General features: G+C 54.5%; 15 protein-coding genes. 6 read left to right on the forward strand and 9 right to left on the reverse strand.

The features are described from left to right. Positions 1 to 52 precede the first annotated feature (52 nt). The 5 genes from C8N36_RS07595 to C8N36_RS07615 all read right to left on the reverse strand — a co-directional run bounded on the left by C8N36_RS07595 (position 53) and on the right by C8N36_RS07615 (position 5,323). Positions 53 to 1,345 carry a branched-chain amino acid ABC transporter permease gene (locus C8N36_RS07595; protein ID WP_176527072.1) on the reverse strand — a complete coding sequence of 431 codons (1,293 nt, stop codon included), beginning with the start codon at positions 1,343 to 1,345 and terminating at the stop codon, positions 53 to 55. Then, positions 1,342 to 2,352 carry a branched-chain amino acid ABC transporter permease gene (locus tag C8N36_RS07600; protein ID WP_097803867.1) on the reverse strand — a complete coding sequence of 337 codons (1,011 nt, stop codon included), beginning with the start codon at positions 2,350 to 2,352 and terminating at the stop codon, positions 1,342 to 1,344. The genes C8N36_RS07595 and C8N36_RS07600 overlap by 4 nt, the downstream gene beginning before the upstream one ends. A gap of 84 nt (positions 2,353 to 2,436) precedes the next feature. Next, positions 2,437 to 3,264, reverse strand: coding sequence for an ABC transporter ATP-binding protein (locus tag C8N36_RS07605; protein WP_097803866.1), 828 nt, complete (start codon positions 3,262 to 3,264; stop codon positions 2,437 to 2,439). Next, positions 3,261 to 4,046, reverse strand: a complete 786-nt coding sequence (locus tag C8N36_RS07610) for an ABC transporter ATP-binding protein (protein WP_097803865.1) — start codon at positions 4,044 to 4,046, stop codon at positions 3,261 to 3,263. The genes C8N36_RS07605 and C8N36_RS07610 overlap by 4 nt, the downstream gene beginning before the upstream one ends. Positions 4,047 to 4,138: 92 nt before the next feature. Then, positions 4,139 to 5,323, reverse strand: coding sequence for an ABC transporter substrate-binding protein (locus C8N36_RS07615; protein ID WP_097804133.1), 1,185 nt, complete (start codon positions 5,321 to 5,323; stop codon positions 4,139 to 4,141). A gap of 417 nt (positions 5,324 to 5,740) precedes the next feature. On the opposite strand from C8N36_RS07615, the gene C8N36_RS07620 reads away from it, so the two are divergent. Beyond that, positions 5,741 to 6,151 (forward strand): hypothetical protein, encoded by a 411-nt coding sequence (locus C8N36_RS07620; RefSeq protein WP_097803864.1) that lies wholly within the window; start codon positions 5,741 to 5,743, stop codon positions 6,149 to 6,151. Here C8N36_RS07620 and C8N36_RS07625 read toward each other — a convergent pair. Next, entirely contained in the window at positions 6,148 to 6,645 is a 498-nt protein-coding gene (locus C8N36_RS07625; protein WP_097803863.1) for a GNAT family N-acetyltransferase, read from the reverse strand. The genes C8N36_RS07620 and C8N36_RS07625 overlap by 4 nt on opposite strands. Further along, positions 6,642 to 7,652, reverse strand: a complete 1,011-nt coding sequence (locus C8N36_RS07630; RefSeq protein ID WP_097803862.1) for a GlxA family transcriptional regulator — start codon at positions 7,650 to 7,652, stop codon at positions 6,642 to 6,644. Before C8N36_RS07630 ends, C8N36_RS07625 begins: the two co-directional genes overlap by 4 nt. A gap of 203 nt (positions 7,653 to 7,855) precedes the next feature. Here C8N36_RS07630 and C8N36_RS07635 point away from each other — a divergent pair, with 203 nt between their 5' ends. From C8N36_RS07635 to C8N36_RS23965, 5 genes are all read left to right on the forward strand, one after another. Then, complete coding sequence (locus C8N36_RS07635) at positions 7,856 to 9,226, forward strand: class II 3-deoxy-7-phosphoheptulonate synthase (RefSeq protein ID WP_097803861.1); 1,371 nt, start codon at positions 7,856 to 7,858, stop codon at positions 9,224 to 9,226. Positions 9,227 to 9,354: 128 nt separating this feature from the next. Beyond that, a complete protein-coding gene (locus tag C8N36_RS07640; RefSeq protein WP_245910752.1) occupies positions 9,355 to 11,601 on the forward strand; it encodes a molybdopterin-dependent oxidoreductase in 2,247 nt (748 codons plus the stop codon). A gap of 212 nt (positions 11,602 to 11,813) precedes the next feature. Continuing rightward, complete coding sequence (locus tag C8N36_RS07645) at positions 11,814 to 15,314, forward strand: hypothetical protein (protein WP_141467988.1); 3,501 nt, start codon at positions 11,814 to 11,816, stop codon at positions 15,312 to 15,314. After that, positions 15,307 to 16,749 (forward strand): hypothetical protein, encoded by a 1,443-nt coding sequence (locus tag C8N36_RS07650; RefSeq protein WP_097803859.1) that lies wholly within the window; start codon positions 15,307 to 15,309, stop codon positions 16,747 to 16,749. The genes C8N36_RS07645 and C8N36_RS07650 overlap by 8 nt, the downstream gene beginning before the upstream one ends. Positions 16,750 to 16,917: 168 nt before the next feature. Next, on the forward strand, positions 16,918 to 17,229 hold the full coding sequence (locus C8N36_RS23965; RefSeq protein WP_141467986.1) for a hypothetical protein: 312 nt from the start codon (positions 16,918 to 16,920) through the stop codon (positions 17,227 to 17,229). A gap of 21 nt (positions 17,230 to 17,250) precedes the next feature. On the opposite strand, the gene C8N36_RS07655 is transcribed toward C8N36_RS23965, so the two are convergent. Next, entirely contained in the window at positions 17,251 to 17,808 is a 558-nt protein-coding gene (locus C8N36_RS07655) for an HdeD family acid-resistance protein (protein WP_097803858.1), read from the reverse strand. Positions 17,809 to 17,978: 170 nt separating this feature from the next. Then, positions 17,979 to 18,989, reverse strand: coding sequence for a glycosyltransferase family 4 protein (locus tag C8N36_RS07660; RefSeq protein ID WP_097803857.1), 1,011 nt, complete (start codon positions 18,987 to 18,989; stop codon positions 17,979 to 17,981). Positions 18,990 to 19,002: the final 13 nt, after the last annotated feature.

Below are 19,002 nucleotides of genomic sequence, written 5' to 3' on the forward strand. Positions count from 1 at the left end.
GGCCCGCGCTTGGGGAGCGCGGGCCTTTTTTACTTGTTGTTCTGCCAAGACTCTATTTTTCCGGCAGCAATCCACGCGGGCTAAACCTGAGCACCAAGAGCAAGATCACACCCATTGTCAGCAACCGCATATGTGCAACGCTGTCCATCAGGTGGGTTTTCAACGCAGAACCTTCGGCAAGGCCAGAGGTCAAAAACACCATGATGTCAGGACCAACTGTTTCGACCTGAACCCAAAGGAACCAGATCAGGAAACCGCCAAGCACCGCCCCGAGGTTGTTGCCCGAACCGCCGACAATCACCATCACCCAGATCAAGAAGGTGTAGCGCAGGGGCTGATAGGCCGTAGGCGCAAACAGCCCGTCCAGCGTTGTCATCATCGCACCGGCAATGCCGCAAATGGCAGAGCCAAGGATAAAGACCTGAAGGTGGCGAAATGTAACGTCTTTGCCCATGGCGCGGGCCGAGGTTTCATTGTCGCGAATGGCGCGCATCATGCGGCCCCAAGGCGATTTCAAAGCCAGCTGAGACAAGACCAGCAAGATGACCAGCACCACTGCGAACATCAGTGCATAACCGGTTTTGACATACAGCGTAGAAGCCAAAGTTGGATCAAGCCCGTAACCGGCAGCCGCTTCGACAAATCCCGGATCGTTTTGCAGATCGATCTCGTTGGGGACGGGACGCGGCAGGCCGTTGACGTTTTTAACGCCGCGCGACAGCCAGTCTTCGTTTTTGATAACGGCAATAACGATTTCCGAAATACCCAATGTCGCGATGGCCAGATAGTCGGAGCGCAAGCCAAGGGCTGTTTTTCCGATCACCCACGCAGCACCGGCGGCAAGCAGACCGCCGACAGGCCAAGCCAGTACTACCGGCAACCCCAAACCGCCTAGATAGCCGGTTGCAGCGGGGTCTACGGCTTCGATCGCGCTGACAGCTGGATCACGAACCCAGTTATAGGCCACAAAACCCACCAGAAGGATCAACCCCACCAGCCAGCCTTTGCGCGTGCGCTTGTAGACCATGGCCGATCCGAAAACAGTAAAGACCCCAAGCAAAATGCCAGCCCAAGCACGAACACCGCCTGCGGCCCAGGCCTCGGCCACCGGCGGCATAGAGGTCAGGACAACCGCGAGACCACCAAGGGCAACAAAGCCCATGATGCCAACGTTAAACAGGCCCGCGATCCCCCATTGCAGGTTGACCCCAAGCGCCATGATCGCGCTGACAAGGCCCATGTTCAGGATCACAAGCGCAAGGTTTGGCCCCTGTAGGATCCCCGTGCCGATGATCAAAACGGCCACCAGAGCGAAGAGGAGAATGGTTCTCAAAGACTGGGTCATACCGATTTTCCTTTGAAGATACCCGTCGGTCTGACAAGCAAAACAATCACGAGGATCATAAAGCTGACCGCGAATTTATATTCTGTAGCAAGCAGCTGCACCAAAGACTCTGGCTCGAGACTTTCTGGCAGGGCATAGACCAGCACCTTTTTCCATGCGTAGGTTACAGCCACTTCGGAGAAGGCGATGACAAATCCACCAGCGATGGCGCCAATCGGGCTGCCAAGGCCACCAACAATCGCGGCTGCGAAAATGGGCAACAAAAGCTGGAAGTAGGTAAATGGCTTGTAGCTTTTGTCGAGCCCGTAAAGCGTACCGGCAATGGTGACCAAACCTGCCACGATGATCCATGTCACCATGACCACACGTTCCGGATTGATTCCCGACAGCAATGCCAGATCTTCGTTGTCCGAAAAGGCGCGCATGGATTTGCCAGTGCGGGTTTTGTTGAGGAACCAGAACAGCGCAATCACCACAACTATGGCTGTCACGATTGTCAGGCCTTGGGTCGTTTTAAAGGTTAAACCTTCTTTGAGACCGGTCATTTCCTTGAACTCGCGGGCGCGAATGATGAACCGTTCGCCATCGGCAAACCGCTGTTCATTGGTCCCGAGGATAAAGCGGGTCAAACCATTATAGATGAACATAACCCCGAGCGAGACCATGACCACAATCACCGGTTTTGCTTTTTGCGCTCGATAGAACCGGTAAACAACGCGGTCAGTGCCCAAAAGCAGCAAAGATGTGCCGGCGATCCCAAACGGAATGGCAAGCAAGGCTGTTGGAAGCGGGCCCAATGAAATGCCCATCGACTGAAACAGCCACGTGAACAAAATTACGATCATCGTGCCAAAGGCCATGGTGTCACCATGGGCAAAGTTGGAGAACCGCAAGATCCCGTAGACCATGGTCACCCCAAGCGCGCCAAGCGCCAGTTGGCTGCCATAGGTCATCGCCGGGATCAAAACAAAGTTGGTAAGCGCCACAAGGGCGTTCAATAGATCCATCAGTCCCGAACCTCGCGCAAACTGGGGGTGGTCAGGGCAGGGGGCGTATTGCAGCCCTGCGGGTGAGTAAGGCTTTGCATGACTTTAACCTCCCAAGAAACTGGCACGGACCTCAGGGTCGGCCATTAGGGATTTGCCAGTGCCGGTGTGGGCGTTTGCCCCCTGAACCAGAACATAGCCTTTGTCGGCGATATCAAGTGCTTGCTTGGCATTTTGTTCCACCATCAGGATCGAGATGCCGGATCGGGCAACTTCGATGATCCGGTCAAACAATTCGTCCATCACGATTGGAGAGACGCCAGCGGTTGGTTCATCCAGCAACAACACTTTGGGTTGGGTCATCAAGGCACGGCCGACAGCAACCTGTTGGCGCTGGCCGCCCGAAAGCTCTCCGGCGGGCTGATTGCGCTTTTCCTTCAGGATCGGAAACAGGTCATAGACCTGTTCGATGATCGGGCGGTAATCGTCGGTTCGCAAAAACGCCCCCATCTCCAGATTTTCCTCAACAGTCATCGAAGTGAAGATGTTGTTGTTCTGCGGAACAAATCCCATCCCTCTGGCAACGCGGTCTTGCGGCGTCAGTCCGGTGATATCGACACCGTCCAAAGTCACATGACCTTTGCGCAGGTTCAGCATGCCAAAGGTTGCTTTCATTGCGGTGGATTTACCGGCACCGTTGGGGCCGACAATCACCGCGATCTCCCCCTTTTCGACAGCAATCGTGCAGTCGTGCAGGATATCTGGACCGTGCTTGCCGTAACCACCGGTCATATTGGCACCGATCAAAAACGGCTCACCGGCGCTTTCATGTGTCGGACCGCTGTGTTTGGTGGTGTCAATTTCGCCCATACCCTTGGCATTGCCAAGCGACAGGTCCTTGTTGCCGTGATCGTCATATGGGGAATTGCTCATTCCACGGCCTCCATGTCTTTGTTTTTAAGGCCCGTGCCCAGATAGGCTTCGATCACCTGATTGTTGGCCTTGATCTGATCGAGCGTCCCTTCGGCCAGCTTTTTGCCCTCGGCCATGACGATCACCGGATCACACAGCTTGCCGATGAAATCCATGTCGTGTTCGATGACGCAGAAGGTATAGCCGCGCTCTTTGTTCAGTCGGAGAATTGCGTCGGCGATGGTCATCAACAAGGTGCGGTTCACACCGGCACCGACCTCATCCAGAAACACAATCTTGGCGTCGACCATCATCGTGCGGCCCAGTTCCAACAGCTTTTTCTGACCGCCGGAAATGGCACCAGCGGGATGGTCTGCCAGATGGGAAATTGTCAAAAAATCAAGAACTTCGTCGGCTTTTGCCCGTAATGCGCGTTCTTCGTCAGCGATGCGTTTGCGGCCAAACCATGTGTTCCACAACTGTTCGCCCGATTGTCCGCCCGGAACCATCATCAGGTTTTCGCGGCAGGACATCGACCCGAATTCATGCGCAATCTGGAAGGTGCGCAAGAGGCCTTTGTGAAACAATTCATGCGGCGGCAGGCCGGTGATATCTTCACCGTCCATATAGACCTGCCCGGATGTCGGGGGCAGGGCGCCTGCGATGACATTGAAAAGCGTGGTTTTGCCGGCCCCATTGGGTCCAACAAGCCCGGTGATCGAGCCTTTGGCGATGTGCAAAGATGCACCGTCAACCGCTCGGAAACCGCCGAAATGGCGGTGTAGGTTTTCAACCCGGATCAAGGCTATCTCCCCTCGGAGCGATGTTCTCTCGCTCTCTTAAATAGCAAAACAGCCCGGGATGCCCCCGGGCTGTTTCTGAAACGTTTCGCTGTTTATTTGAACTCGACGGTTTCGTAGGCGGACTCAGCGATTGTGAAGTGGCGGTATGTGCCAGCTGCTTCACCTGGGCCGATCAATTCAACACCGGTTGCGCCAACATAGTCAACTTCTCCGCCAGCGGCCAAGATGTCCAAGGCTTTGCCCAATTCGCCGGGCAGGATCTTTTCGCCAGGAGCGTTGGCCACGTTCATCACGTTTGCTGCGACAGCTTCCGAAGTCGCCGCGCCGCCTGCTGCCATTGCCAGCGCCAAAAGCGCGGCCGCGTCATAGGATTCACGGGTGTAGGAGCTGTCCGGGTTCACATCATTTGCCGTGGCAAGTGCGTTGAACAGTTCGGTGCCTTCGCCTTCGGCCCAAGGAACTGTACCAAAGGAACCTTCCAAATCGGCACCAAGATCCACCAGCAAGGCGTCTGCATACATGCCGTCACCTAGCAAATACGTGTCGAAGGCACCCGTGTCGACGGAGGCTTGGATGATGCCTTTGCCGCCCTGATCAGAGTAACCGAAAATTGCCAGCAAATCACCACCGGCAGAAGCCAAAGAGCCGATCTCAGCCGAATAGTCGGCTTTGCCGTCTTCATGAGGAGCTGTCAGTGTGACCGATCCGCCATGCGCTTCGTGGGCTGCAATAAACGCATCCGCGAGACCCTTGCCATAGTCGTTGTTGGTATAGGTCACTGCGACTTCTGAGACGCCTTTTTCCTTCAGGATGTCAGCCAGAACTTGACCCTGACGCGCGTCCGATGGCGCGGTGCGGAAAAACAGGCCGTTGTCTTCGGCAGAAGACAGCGCAGGCGAAGTGGCAGAAGGCGAAATCATAGGAATGCCGTTTGGCATCGCAACGTTCGACAAAATCGCGCCGGTTACGCCGGAACAGTCAGCGCCCATAATGGCGACAACCTTGTCAGATGTAACCAGACGTTCGGCTGCGGCTGTCGCTGCGGCGGCGTCAACGCAAGTTGCGTCTGCGCGGACCGGAACCAGCGTGGTGCCGTTCAGGAACTTACCGGTTTCGTTGATTTCTTTGAACGCAAGCTCGGCAGAGCCACCCATCATTGGGGTGAGCGATTCAATTGGACCGGTGAAGCTGAGGATAACGCCCACTGGAACGTCTTCGGCTGAAACAGAACCGGCGGTAAGCGCGATAGCTGCGGAGGCGAGTAGTATTTTTTTCATTTTTTTATCCCGTGTTGGATCTTTTGATCGGAGCAAAGCGTATGCCTGCTTTTGTGAAAAGAAAAGCGCATATTTTTTGGGCGCGCGTCCGAATATTGTCGGTGGACGCAAGATCTCCACACCGACAAATGTCCTTGAAAAAAAGGAATTAATTTGGCCCCAGTGCCGGTCCATTATTGCCTTGTTTCAGGACCCAGTAATGAGGTGGTGAAAATGTTTTTGTAGAGTTGGCCGTTTCCTCCGATTCTGCCGCCACACGGTGCGCACAGGATTGTCCGGCTTTTTGCAAACAAAAGGCGGGTCATCGTGCGTCCGGCGGGGAGGCAAAGCTGTCTTGGGAAGGCTCTGATCGACAATGGAAAAACCGCGCGTCTTGTGTGATAATAGGCGCAACATTCATTCATTTCGGAGACCACTATGCGTTTTCTTTCAATCGCCGCGTTGATCACCAGCATTGCAACGTCCGTCGGTGCACAAGAACCGATTTTCGACAATTACATCTCCATGCGGGGCGAAATGGACCGTCTGATGATGAACCGCAATATTCCGGAACTTATGATCAAGTTCGGCGGTGCGGATGAGATGACAAAAGAGCAGTTGGACCGTTTGGACGCGCAGGTCGGACAGCTGTACCCCAATGATTTTGAGCACGTTGCTGTGATCCGGCGCGGTGCGCTCGAAGGGGGCTTCCAGCAAGAGCTTTTGTCCTATTGGACCGGCATTGCCTATGTCTATGCGTATGTGCTGTACCATGATCGCGGCAATGAGATGGTTGCAATCAACTTTCGCTTCAATTCAGACTTCACGACTTTGAACTCGTTGTTTTAAGGGCGAAGCAAGCGAAAGTAGGCGGTGTCGCACCATTCGCTTTCGCCATATAGAAAGTTCTTTTCTTTCAGGTCTGTCTGAGTAAATCCAAGTTTCCTAAGAACTTTGACGGACCCGATGTTGCGCGGGTCCAGTTCAGCAGTAAGGCTGGCTGCGTCCGGAAAACGTTCAAACACACGCGGCACAATGGTTTGCAGGCCTTCTGTAACCAACCCAAGGCCCCAAAGGTCGGGGTGCAAGATGTAGCCAATTTCAAATCTGCGCCACATGCCCGCCTTGCCAACACATCTGCCCTGATACTCTAATATGTATTCCTCACGCGTCTGCGGGTCTGGCACCATGAAGTTGTCCAAAAAACGCGCTGTCTGATCCAGATTTTCATGCGGGGGCCGATCCCAATAGCGCATGGCACGCGTGTCCGAGAAAATCTCGTGTAACGGTGTCAAATCGTCGGCGCGCCCGGCCCGTAGGGTCAGTCGCGCCGTTTCAATCACACGGACAGCCGGGTCGCATGGGTGCCGCGTTCACGGTAGGGCGTGGTTTCATAGTGTGACCGGTAGCATTTGGAAAAATGCGACGGGGAAGCAAACCCGCAGGCCAAGGCGACATTGATGACACTCATGTCGGTTTGCATCAATAGATTGCGGGCTTTTTGCAGCCGGAGTTCCATGTAATAGCGCTTCGGCGAGCGGCTTAGATACCGGCGGAACAAGCGTTCCAACTGGCGGGTCGACATGCCAACATCTTTGGCTAGAACCGAAGGGCTTATTGGCTCCTCGATATTGGCCTCCATCATCTGGATCACCTGGCTCAGTTTAGGATGTCGCACGCCAATTCGGGTTGGAACCGACAATCGCTGCGTATCGCGGTCTGTTCGGATCGAACTGTAGATTTGCTGGTCAGCCACGGCCGAAGCCAAGGATTCACCATGGTCATCGGCAATGAGTTTCAAAAACAAATCAATTGAAGACGTGCCACCGGCGGTGGTCATGCGATTGCCATCGATGCAATAGACCGATTTCGTCAGTTCGACTTCTTCGAATTCCTCAGCAAAACTGTCCTGGTTTTCCCAATGAATGGTGGCTTTCTTCCCGTCCAGCAGACCCGCTTTGGCAAGAGAATAGGCTGCGGTACACAGCCCGCCTGCGGCCACCCCCTTGCGGGTTTCGCGGCGCACCCAGTTTAGCAGGCGTTTGGTTGTCGCTTTTTGAACGTTTGCCCCGCCGCACAAAATCAGCGTGTCATCGCGGTGCAAATCTTCCAGATCGCCATCACTTTGAAAACCGGTTCCGGTTGAACAGCGAACGATTCCTCCACCCTCGGCAACGTTGTGCCAAAGGTACAATTGTTTGCCGGACATGCGATTGGCCAACCGCAAGCAATCCAATGCAGATGCAAAGGACAACAGAGTGAATTCATCAAGCAATACAAAGACAAAGCGCCTTGGCTTTGCATCCGTATTTTTCAGCTCCAACGCGGGGGTATGTTTCGGCGGGTGCATTGGACGGCATCCTTTTGGTGGGCAGTGAGGCCCGGTTCGCCGGGTGGTGATATCCAGATGGTCAGAATGTGCCAAATACGTCAAGATCTGTTGCGCAAAACACGTCTGGTAAGAGCGTGTGAGATTGGCTATACAGCAGCGCTGTTAACGCTAAGAATAACGTGCTGACCAGAACAGCCGACTGATAGATGCGGAGAATTTCCATGACCGAGTGGCAAAAATCAAACTGGCGCAATAAGCCTCGGATCCAGATGCCGGAGTATACCGACACGGAGGCATTGCATGCTGTTGAGGCGCAATTGTCGCAATATCCGCCGCTGGTTTTTGCTGGCGAAGCACGGCGCTTGAAAAACGCGCTAGGGGCGGCATCGCGCGGCGAGGCGTTTTTGCTACAGGGCGGTGATTGCGCCGAAAGCTTTGAACAATTTAGCGCTGATGCGATCCGCGACACCTTTAAGGTGATGTTGCAGATGGCCATGGTTTTGACTTATGGGGCCAAGGTTCCTGTGGTCAAAGTTGGCCGTATGGCCGGTCAGTTTGCCAAACCGCGCTCGGCCGGAACCGAAACAATCGATGGTGTTGAACTGCCCAGCTACCGCGGCGATATTATCAACGAGCTGGCCTTCACACCTGAATCGCGCATTCCCGACCCTAAGAAAATGCTACAAGCCTACACCCAAGCCGCAGCGACATTGAACCTGTTGCGCGCGTTTTCAACGGGTGGCTATGCCGACGTACATCAGGTCCACGCTTGGACTTTGGGCTTTACCGAGGGCGAGAAAGCCGCCAGCTATCGTGAAATGGCGGGCCGCATCAGCGATACGCTTGATTTCATGAAAGCAGCCGGTGTCACTGCGGACCGCGCGCATACCCTACAGACCGTGGATTTCTACACCAGCCATGAATCCTTGTTGCTGGAATATGAAGAGGCGCTGACCCGTCGCGATTCAACCTCGGGCAAGTGGCTTGCGGGCTCCGGTCATATGATTTGGATCGGCGATCGCACCCGTCAGCCTGACGGTGCCCATGTGGAATATGCTAGCGGCGTTTTGAACCCCGTCGGATTGAAATGCGGTCCGACCACCACCGCGGAAGATCTCAAAATCTTGATGGCCAAGTTGAACCCGGAAAATGAAGCGGGCAAATTGACATTGATCGCCCGCTTCGGGGCCGGAAATGTGGGTGAACATCTGCCACGTTTGATCAAGGCTGTGGCCGAAGAGGGCGCGAATGTAACTTGGGTCTGTGACCCGATGCATGGCAACACCATCAAATCGGCAACCGGCTACAAAACCCGTCCGTTTGAATCGGTTCTACGCGAAGTGCAGGACTTCTTTGGTGTGCATAACGCCGAAGGCACAGTACCGGGCGGTGTTCATTTTGAAATGACGGGCCTTGATGTCACTGAATGCACCGGGGGCGTCCGCGCCGTGACCGAAGAGAACCTGCAAGATCGCTATCACACCGCCTGCGATCCACGTTTGAACGCTTCACAATCGCTTGAACTGGCATTCTTGGTCGCGGAAGAGCTGACAAAGCGCCGCGATACCCAGATGGCTGCTGCCAGCGCGTAAAAGCATCGCTTCACGTTGAAACGCCCCGTCAGAAAATGGCGGGGCGTTTTGCGTTTTGGTGCTGGTCTTTTGCAAAGGTCGGTCGCAAGGTGGCCGGATTGACTGACAGCAAGACATAGGATGCTGGCGTGACCGATTATACTGACTGCAAAACCCAAGTGACAACCAGCCATTGGGGGGCATTCGAAGTCGACACCCAAGGCGATAAAATCGTTGCAACCCGGCACTTTGCAGGCGACCCTTCACCTACTGAAATCCACAAAATCATTCCTGCGGCAGTTCATCATCGGGCCCGTGTGGCGCGCCCGTCCATCCGGCGTGCTTGGTTGGACAATCGGGATCGGTCAGGACGCGGGGATGGCGATTATGTTGAACTGCCATGGGATGAAGCGCTGGATATCGCAGCCGCCGAAATTGACCGCATCCGCAAAGAACATGGCAACGAGGCCATTTATGGCGGCTCTTACGGCTGGGGATCGGCGGGGCGCTTCCATCACGCCCAAAGTCAAATTCACAGGTTTCTCAACAAGATCGGCGGATATGTTGCCTCCTTCGGAAGCTATTCCACGGGCTGTGCGCAGGCCATCATGCCCCACGTTTTGGGCATTCCTTTCCTAAAGTACACCTATGATTGCCAAGACAGCTGGGCGACGATTGGCGACAACACTGAAACCATGGTGATGTTTGGCGGTATCAACCCCAAAAACGCGCAGGTCAGCATGGGCGGGATCACCGAGCATGACACTGAAACGTGGTTTGACCGGTTTGCGGCCAAAGGCATGTATTGCCTCAATGTCGGGCCGCAGCGCACGGACAGTGTCGCGGGCTGTGACTGGCTACCGGTTAAACCGGCGTCAGATACGGCCTTGATGCTGGCACTTGCCTTTGTGCTTGAGGATGAAGGCCTGACGGATCATGCGTTTATCGACCAATATACCACTGGATTTGACCGTTTCCGCCCGTATTTGATGGGTGAAATCGATGGCCAGCCCAAAAACCCAGACTGGGCGGCAGAGCTGACAGGCGTCGCCACAGATCAAATCCGAACCTTGGCGCGGCGGATGGCCCGCACACGGACTTTGATCACGGTATCTTGGTCCTTGCAGCGCGCAGAACATGGCGAACAGCCCTATTGGATGTCCGCGGTTCTGGCCGCGATGTTGGGGCAGATTGGCCTGCCTGGCGGCGGTGTTGGCTATGGCTATGGTGCGATTGGCGGCATAGGGAAATCCATGCGCCCACTGGGGGGCATGACACTGGACCAAGGGGAAAATCCGGTGCGCCAGTCCATTCCGGTGGCGCGGGTCGCGGATATGCTTCTCAACCCCGGACAAGACTATGATTTCAACGGAGAGCGCGGACCATACCCCGATATCCGGCTGGTCTATTGGGCCGGCGGCAACCCTTTCCACCATCACCAAGATCTGAACCGTCTTCATAAGGCGTGGCAACGCCCCGAATGCGTCATTGTGCATGAACCGTGGTGGACGGCTACGGCCAAGCGTGCGGACATCGTTTTTCCGGCCACAACCCCTTATGAACGCGAAGATATCGGCCGGTCGAGCATGGATGACTACCTGTTCAATATGCCGGCTTTGGTGCCGCCTGTAGACGGTGCGCGCGATGACTATGCGATCTTTGGAGGACTGGCCGATCGACTGGGGGCTGGCGCAGATTTTACCGAAGGGCGCGGCGCCGAGGATTGGCTTCGAACTCTTTTCACTCAGTACCGTGACCGGGCTGAAAAAAGCGGCATCACTGTGCCGGATTTCGACAGGTTGCGCCAAGAAAACTGGGTCCGTTTGCCGATCAGGGACGACAGCTACCGCCCATCCCAAATGGCTTTGTTTCGGCAAGACCCGCTTCAAAATCCGCTTGGCACCCCCTCTGGCAATATCGAGATTTTTTCATCCACCATCGAAGAGTTTGGCTATGCCGATTGTGCAGGCCATCCCACGTGGTTGCCACCGTCCGAATGGCTCGGGGCTGCGACGCCCGTGGCTCCGCTGCATCTGGTTTCCCCGCAACCGGGCGACAAGTTGCACAGCCAGCTCGAAGCCGCGCTTCAAGATATCGACGGTGCGCGGCCTGAAACCATTGTGATGCATCCCACAGATGCAAAAGACCGCGGGATTGAAAGCGGTCAATTGGTGCGGGTGTTTAATGGGCGCGGCGCATGTCGGGCGCGCGCCAAAATCAGCATGGACATTCTTGCAGGTGTGGTCGCTTTGCCAACCGGTGCGTGGTTTGGCGACGCACAAGGCAACATTGACCCCAATGGCAACCCCAATGTCCTAACATTGGATGTTGGCACGTCGTTGCTTGGGCAAGGCAGCAGCGCACACACTGCCTTGGTAGATGTAGCCGCGGCGTAAGAGCTTACTGTGCCACAATAAACCCGCAGATCTGGCTCTAACGTCCGGCACCAGCGGTGATCCAAATCAAGGACCAGAACGGTCTACGGGGCTATAGTTTCATTTAGGCCTCGGACATCGGTTTCACGGCTAGGGCCGCCCGAACGGGTCATGCCTGTCCGCCGTGCTTTTCTCAGTTCCGGCCTGTCTTTAACAAGATAAGGAGTAGGACCGTGGGAGTTTCAAGCAGACTAAAGATCACCTATGTTTTCCTGATTGGACTATGGGTGCTTGTGCTGCCCGTCACGGCCAAAAGCGCCGAACAGTGGCTTGACTATGACTTGCCGGGCTTGGCCTTTTCGGTTCCGGCGGATTGGGAAATCACTTATCGCCGTCGGGACGTGGAATACAATTTTGCCAGTCCGGATGGCACCTATACACTTTGGGTCCGCTGGTGGTTTCCGGACGAGCCGCTGCTTGGCTATGATGACATCGTTTTTCACGATTTCATGACCCTTGCGGGCCATGATGCGCTTTTGACCAGAACCGAAAGCGAAATCGACCGGTTTTTGTCGATCGCCTTCCCCGAGCATAAAAATGCTGATGGTGAAATCATCTTGTTTCAACTGTTTTCACCCATTGATCTGCCCGTCGCGGCCCAAGAAGAAAAGATGAACCAGCTGATAGAAAAGCTGTCAATCCAAGGTCAGAGTGCGCGGCCGCCAAGCCTATTGAAATTTAGCCAAGGCGCGCAAAACTCCGATCCTGCACAGGTTGCCCAATCCGGCCAAGGATCAGCTGTGGATCGCTTTTATGATCGTGATGCACAGTTTTCACTGCCAAAGCCGGAGGGTTGGAATATTCACACAGCGCAAGGGGCCGGTGTCAGTCAGGTAGCCGTCGTGGCCCCGGATCACGACGCCATGGTTTTGGCCTTGGTAGCCCGTGGGGCGCAGGCGCAAACGGCAACAGATCAAGCGCTTGGATTGCTGTATCGTGACGCGCTTGTTGTCAAATCCATCGAGGCTGATCTCTATTTAGACATCGAAGACATGGGGGTTCATGCCATTGAAACCATCGCAAAAATCTATGCGATCAACGGGATCGCCATGCCGTATCCCAATGGGCGGGTAACGATTTTTCAGGGGCAGGGTGATGACATTTCCTTTGTCATTGTGACCATACGGTCCGAAGGTGCATCAGATGCACTACGTCTGCAATTGGACGACATCGCGCTGGGGTTCAGCACGGCTGCCGTTGAAGGCGGGGCAGCTGATCCAGGGCTGGTGTGGTTGGCCCCTTTGAATGATCGTTTCGGCGGCAACTGCCGGTTGGAGCCTTTGGAAAACTGGTCACATCCAACCCGTGCGGTGATGGAAGATGCAAATGTGACGCTGCATTTTGTAGCTCTTTGTCAAAACGGGGTCTATCCGGTGTTTGGGGTGGGTTTTCCTTATGATCCTCAAGGGGCAACCTCTGACTATTTCCACCCTCTTTACATCAAGATGATGACTGCGAATGGCGGCTGGTCGTATTCCTTTTTGTCCGTAGTGGATAACATGTTGTCCAATGTGTTTGTGAAAAACGAAACGACGTTGTCATTGGCCGTTGAAGACTTGTTTCCTGTCCAACCGCAAAGCATGGCAATTGATCCGGCCGGCGAAACAAACAAGGCGGACAACACCGCCGCACCACCGAAAACCCGCAATGATGCATTGGTTTTTGACGGTCAGGATCTGGCGGGCTGGGACAGTTTTGCCTTTGACGGGGCGGATTACGCTGCCCATGTCAAATTGGAGCAGCACGGTTTGCGGTTTGCTATTCCAGACGGGGCCTATTGGGGCAAAACGGGGTTGGTGTACCGCCAAGAACAGTTTGCTTTCCCTGAAAAAGACAACGAGTCCTCAATCGAAATTTCCGTGCGATTTGATGCAGATGCCAGCAACAGCTTAACCATTGCATTGGTTGACCCTGCCAATGCCATGCAGAACCCGTGGGACAGCCACGCATTTCGGTTTCAAATTCGCAAGAACGAAACTGCGGGGGATTTGATGATGACGGTCCGAGATGCCGCAGGCATTCCCAAAGCCCGGTTTCCGTGGCCCAACGGATCGGCCGGATTGAAGTTTATTTTACGCCCTGATGATGTGTTTGAGTTGCGTAACGACGCGGATGTAATGCTTGCACGCTGGCAAAATCCGACATCTTGGCCAAAGGGGCCATGGTCTTTGGCGGTCTATGCACAGGTACCTTGGAAAAATTCGGCGGCCAGTTTGTTGCTAAACGAGGTGTCTGTGACCCATCGGGCAATAGAGCGCCGCCCGAACACCGATCAACTCGGCGCGCGCGATATTGCCTTGTTTGATGGCACAGCACTAGCACCGCTTTGGGCCCCGATTGAAAACGCGGAAGATCTGTTTTTAAATTACGCCCGCCTTGCGGATGGAGCGCTGCGCATTCAATGGCCTCAGGACGTTGGATATGCGAAATACATCGGTCTTTATTCACCGGAACCGGCGCTATGGCTGGATCAATTTGATGATACGGCCAGCGCCAGAATCACGGTCGAAATGGATGGCGGTGCCAGCAACGGGTTTGAAATCGGACTACAGCAACCCTTTGGCTTGCATCACAATATGTTGGACAGAAGCGCTTGGACAGCAAGTTGGAGACGCCAGACAGACGGCAGTTTCACCTTCCGCAGCGCAGTAGAAAACAAGGATGTTGTTGTCCTGGCCGAAGGGTTGGCATCGATCCCGGATCAATTTGACATCGTGCTCACGTCGCAAGGGGTGGTGATTGAGGCCGGAGGCCTGCCGTCAGACCCTGTTCCATGGACACAGCTCATGGATGGGGCAGGGTTGCGGCTTTGGCTTTATGCGTTGAAATCGGACGTGGGCAGTGAACCTAGCGGGTTGGTGTTGCGCAATATCGCACTGACCTACGAGCCGGGAAAAAAGCGTTCAGATCCGAAACCGGCTGCGGGCGTCGACCCACTGCCGGAAAAGGTCTTGTTCGACGGGGCCACGACGACAAACTGGGTGCCGATGTCGCAAGGCGATGCCTTGTTTGGTGATCTGGCATCGATCACTGGCACTGGATTGCTGATGGAGCGGCGCGATACGCCGCCAAATGCCAACAGGATCGGATTGGCTAGCAAAGACAAGGTCGTGGTGTTGGATGAACGACTGCTAAGCACCTCACATGTAACAACGTTTCAGCTTGATCCGAAAAAAGACAATCTTGCCGGTTGGATCTATCTGGCCAGCAATCCGGATGATCCCTATGACACTGCGGGCGTCGCGGTTGATCTACAAAAGCTCCATATCGGGCCAGATGCTGGCGGGCTGCGGGTGCGTCTTTATTCGGGGCATATGTACTATAGCCACGCGCAGCGTGTGCTGCCTGAAAACTGGTTCGAGACATGGGATGGCAGTGTCAGATTGGTTCTGTCGGACGGCAAAGTAGCAGTGGAATTGGGCGACACGCCCGCCATCGCCATGCAGTCAGACAAAAGCAGGCGCGGCCAAAGTTACCACATTGTCGTCAAGCCCGGGCAGCGCAAAACGCATCTCGCCGAAGCCATTGCTCTGGGGAAAATCACAGCGACTTGGCGCACCCCGAATGGGATGTCGCAAGCGGACCGTTGGCGTTTGGTTGATGATGCAGATTTTGATGCAGGTGCCTTTGCGGATTTGATGGCCATTGAACGGTTGGAGATGGAAAATGACTAATGTTTTCACTTACAATATCTACGCGGGTCTGATTGCGACCTTGTCAGTTGTCCCTGCAAACGCCCAAGACAGTGCAGGTGATCGTGCCCCGCGCAATGCCCATGACACCCATGCCATTTCCCGCTGGACGCAATTGCCGCATGACAGGCAAATACTGGTGCTGCAATCCTTGGGTGTCACGGTTCCTCAGGCGTTTTATGATTGTGTGTGCCGGGCCGCGGGTTACGGTCAATCAGGCACAAGTCAATTCTATCATCCTGATACAATTGGTGACTATGACGCGCGCTATTCATGTCAACATCCCGGACCTCCCTGCATTGTTTCTGGGTACGGGTGTTCGCGCCACGATTTGCCATCTGATACGGATACCTTCGAATCCTGTGCCAAAATTAAGGACTTGGATGGCGGCAATCCTTTGGACAATATCATCACTGCGCTGGCGGATCGGGCCAACCGCAAAGGGCTGACCGGAAATCCGGTGGTGATGCAAGACCCACCGCCCGCAGACGCGCCTCCCGATTGTACAGATCAAAGGGCGCTCGCCGGCGTTGACCAACAGCAAACCTTTGTTAACCCTGTTCCTCCCGAGCGCAAAATCTTTGCGGTGTCCGACCGTATGATGGAACAGCTCGTGGCGCTGGAACTGCCGCCGAACTTGCAGCAAGCATTGATCAAAACCGTAACGCATGTTCTGGCCAACGCGCCAAATTTGATTCCCGTTGGCGACGAAAAAGATCTCCGGCTTGATCTGGATTTTGCCGAAATTGGCCTGACCGCGGACGAAAACGGCGATCCGGTCATTTCAGAGTTTGTTATGAAACTGCCTGAAATGGCAGATGCAGACGAATGGGGCGGGGTGGGGTTTGAAGTGGCCATCGCTTTTGAACGCTCTGACGATGACACTGCAATTGCGGGGCATAAACCCAAGGGGTACAAATTCGGGTTTACCTATGAGGGGAAGGTCGAGCTGAAATACGGGATCGACATTGATCTGACGCGCTCTGCTTCGGATTTCTATGATGGAGAATGGCAGCAAGAGTCCGAATACAAAGTGGTGCGGTTTATCGAAAATAGTTTGGCGGATTTCGATTTCTACTACGGCGGTGCGGTGGATGTTTTGTCGACAACCGTGAACGGGCGCAAAGTATCGGTGGGGCCCGAAGTTACGTGGAAACTGAAAGATCGGGTCGCCCATTGGGCTTTCCCTGATATGAACGAGGCCTTGGACAATCTGTTGGACCATCAAAAAATGTGGGAAGAAAAACGCGCTGGGATGATCCGCAAAGATGCAGCGAAATTTGGAATTGATGCCCGGTGTTTTTCGACCATGACTGCGATCCGGCTGACGCAAGAGGCGTATCAAAAACGTCTGGCCCTTGACCCCAGTACCCAACGCCCCTTTGCGAATTTGACGGGCAATAGGGCGTCTAGGTAAAAGGATGGTTTGGGCGGCGCGGCGGGCCGTGTGCCGGTTTGTGTGCCGCCCGGATCTACCAATATGGCCAAATCGCGCGGCTGGCTGTTAACGATGTCCGGCGCTATTTCTTGTCTGATCGCAAAGCCGCCATTAGGTTTGAAAAGGCCATAATGTCGGAGGCCGTGCATGACGATTGGAAAGTATCTCGCTTTTTTCGGAGCAATTGCACTGGTCGCTTGCGAACGCACAGACGCAGAGCCGAAGTTTCGGTCCTTTGACCTGAACCTTGTACACCCATCGCAGAATTCGACCTATATTGGGGTGTCACCGGGAACGCCTAAAGCAGACCTACCGCGTCTTCGGCATCTGAAAACCGGCGACTTTAGTGAATACCTGAGGGAGAAAACCGGTTGTGTCGTTGACCGGACGCGAGAGACACATGTAATCGGGCGAAAACGGACACCAGCAGGATACATGGTGCCCATTGTCTGTCTTTGAAATCAAAACCAAAATGTGGTTTTAGCTATTCTCGGCAATGCCTTTGGCGGCACTTCCCAGTGCGAAAAACGCAAAACCTGACGAAATCAAGTTGATACCAACCATCAAGCCAACGGCCCAGACTGCGGTACTTGGAAGACCGGCGATGATCATGATGCCCGCCAAAACGCCGATGAGACCTGAAAACATCATCCATCCCCAACCAGTTTCAGGGCGCAGTGTGTTGGCAATGGCGGCTTCCATAACGCCGTGCGCGATAAAAGTCATGGCCAAGAGAACTGTCAAACCGATGATCCCGGCAAACGGGTCAAATGCAAGCCAGCCCCCAACCAGAAAATACATGACCCCGATCAGCAGGTTCCACAAAAATCCGCCCCATTCGCGGATCGAAAACGACTGCCAGATTTGAAACGCTCCGCCGAAAAGAAACAGCCAACCGATAAAGACTTTGGCAGCAATGGTTGTCGCCAGCGGAAACACAATCGCAAGCGCACCCAAAACGATCAGCGCAATTCCGAGCCAAGTCAGCTTTTTTGCAAAGCGGCCGTCCAAAGCGGGTTCATTGTTACTGTCGTTCATTGGTCACCTATTTTGTTCGGTCTATCACAGGCAGTCCTGTATGAATTGCCTTTGCCACAGTTTGCGGCTGAAAAAGGGGCTGTGCAAGGCAAATAAACCGCCTGTTAACCTGACCATCTTGGAAATTTCATTGCGCAAAGCTTTTGGAAATTGGCGCGGCCCCCCTGTCTTTAGTTTTGCAAAGTCAGGGCCGATGGCGCGCTTTTGAAAAGGTGGCCGGATATTAGATTTTCCCATGACTGAGCAAAGGTTTCGACGGCGGCAATAGGATGTCTGTGAGCAAAAACCGGCTCGTGGGAAACGGCTGCTGTCAAAGCGTCTCGCCAAGCTGCGGTGGCATGGCCAGCCACAAAGGTTGCCGATGATCCTGCACTGTCTCGCAATCCGTCGCGGTCTGCACAGACCAGCGGGCGACCAGCGGCATTTGCTTCCAGAGCGACCAATCCGAATGCTTCCCAGCGGGACGGCATTGCAACCAGATCAACCTGCGACATCGCCAGTTCCGGTGTTTCAGCATGACCACAAAACTGGATACGGCTGTCATTTTTGGCGGCGGCCTTTAGCGCGTCTTCCTCGGGGCCGGTGCCAAAGACTTTCAAACGCAGGTCGGAGCCGCGCATTTCCTTGAACGCTGCTATCAGGACATCAAACCCTTTTTGCGCATGCAATCGACCGATAGCACCAATAACACGCGGCGTGCCGGTTGGTGCCGGTAGGTGTTCGAAGGAGGTGAGATCAACCACGGACGGGATGATGGCCAATGTTTCTTTGGAGACCAGATTGCGCTGCTCCATCCAACGGCCCTGAGCAGTGCTGACGGCAATAACGTTGTCAAACAGGGCGTAAGCGGTTCGAAGCAAAGTGAAAAAACGTGGCTTGTTTTCAACGTTCAAACTGGTGAAACCAGCTGTGTAGCTGTGCTCTACATGGATCAGCGGGGTTATACTGTGGCGGGCACGAAAAGCAATCAACCCCGGCAAGATGCGCCAGTTTATGGTCCGGTGCGACACTATGATGTCGCCTTGAACCGCTGGCAGCGCACTGTTTTTGGGAACTGCAACCACATTGTGGATGGCGGTTTTGGCCATGATTTTGCAGGTGCGAATATGCTCAAGTACGCGGGTTACACCGCCAGGTGTGGTGTCGTCGATCAGGTGGGTGATGGTGGGAAGATATGTCATTTTGAAAAACCTT

Origin of the sequence: Pelagimonas varians, assembly GCF_003208435.1 — a bacterium.
Taxonomy (GTDB): domain Bacteria; phylum Pseudomonadota; class Alphaproteobacteria; order Rhodobacterales; family Rhodobacteraceae; genus Pelagimonas; species Pelagimonas varians.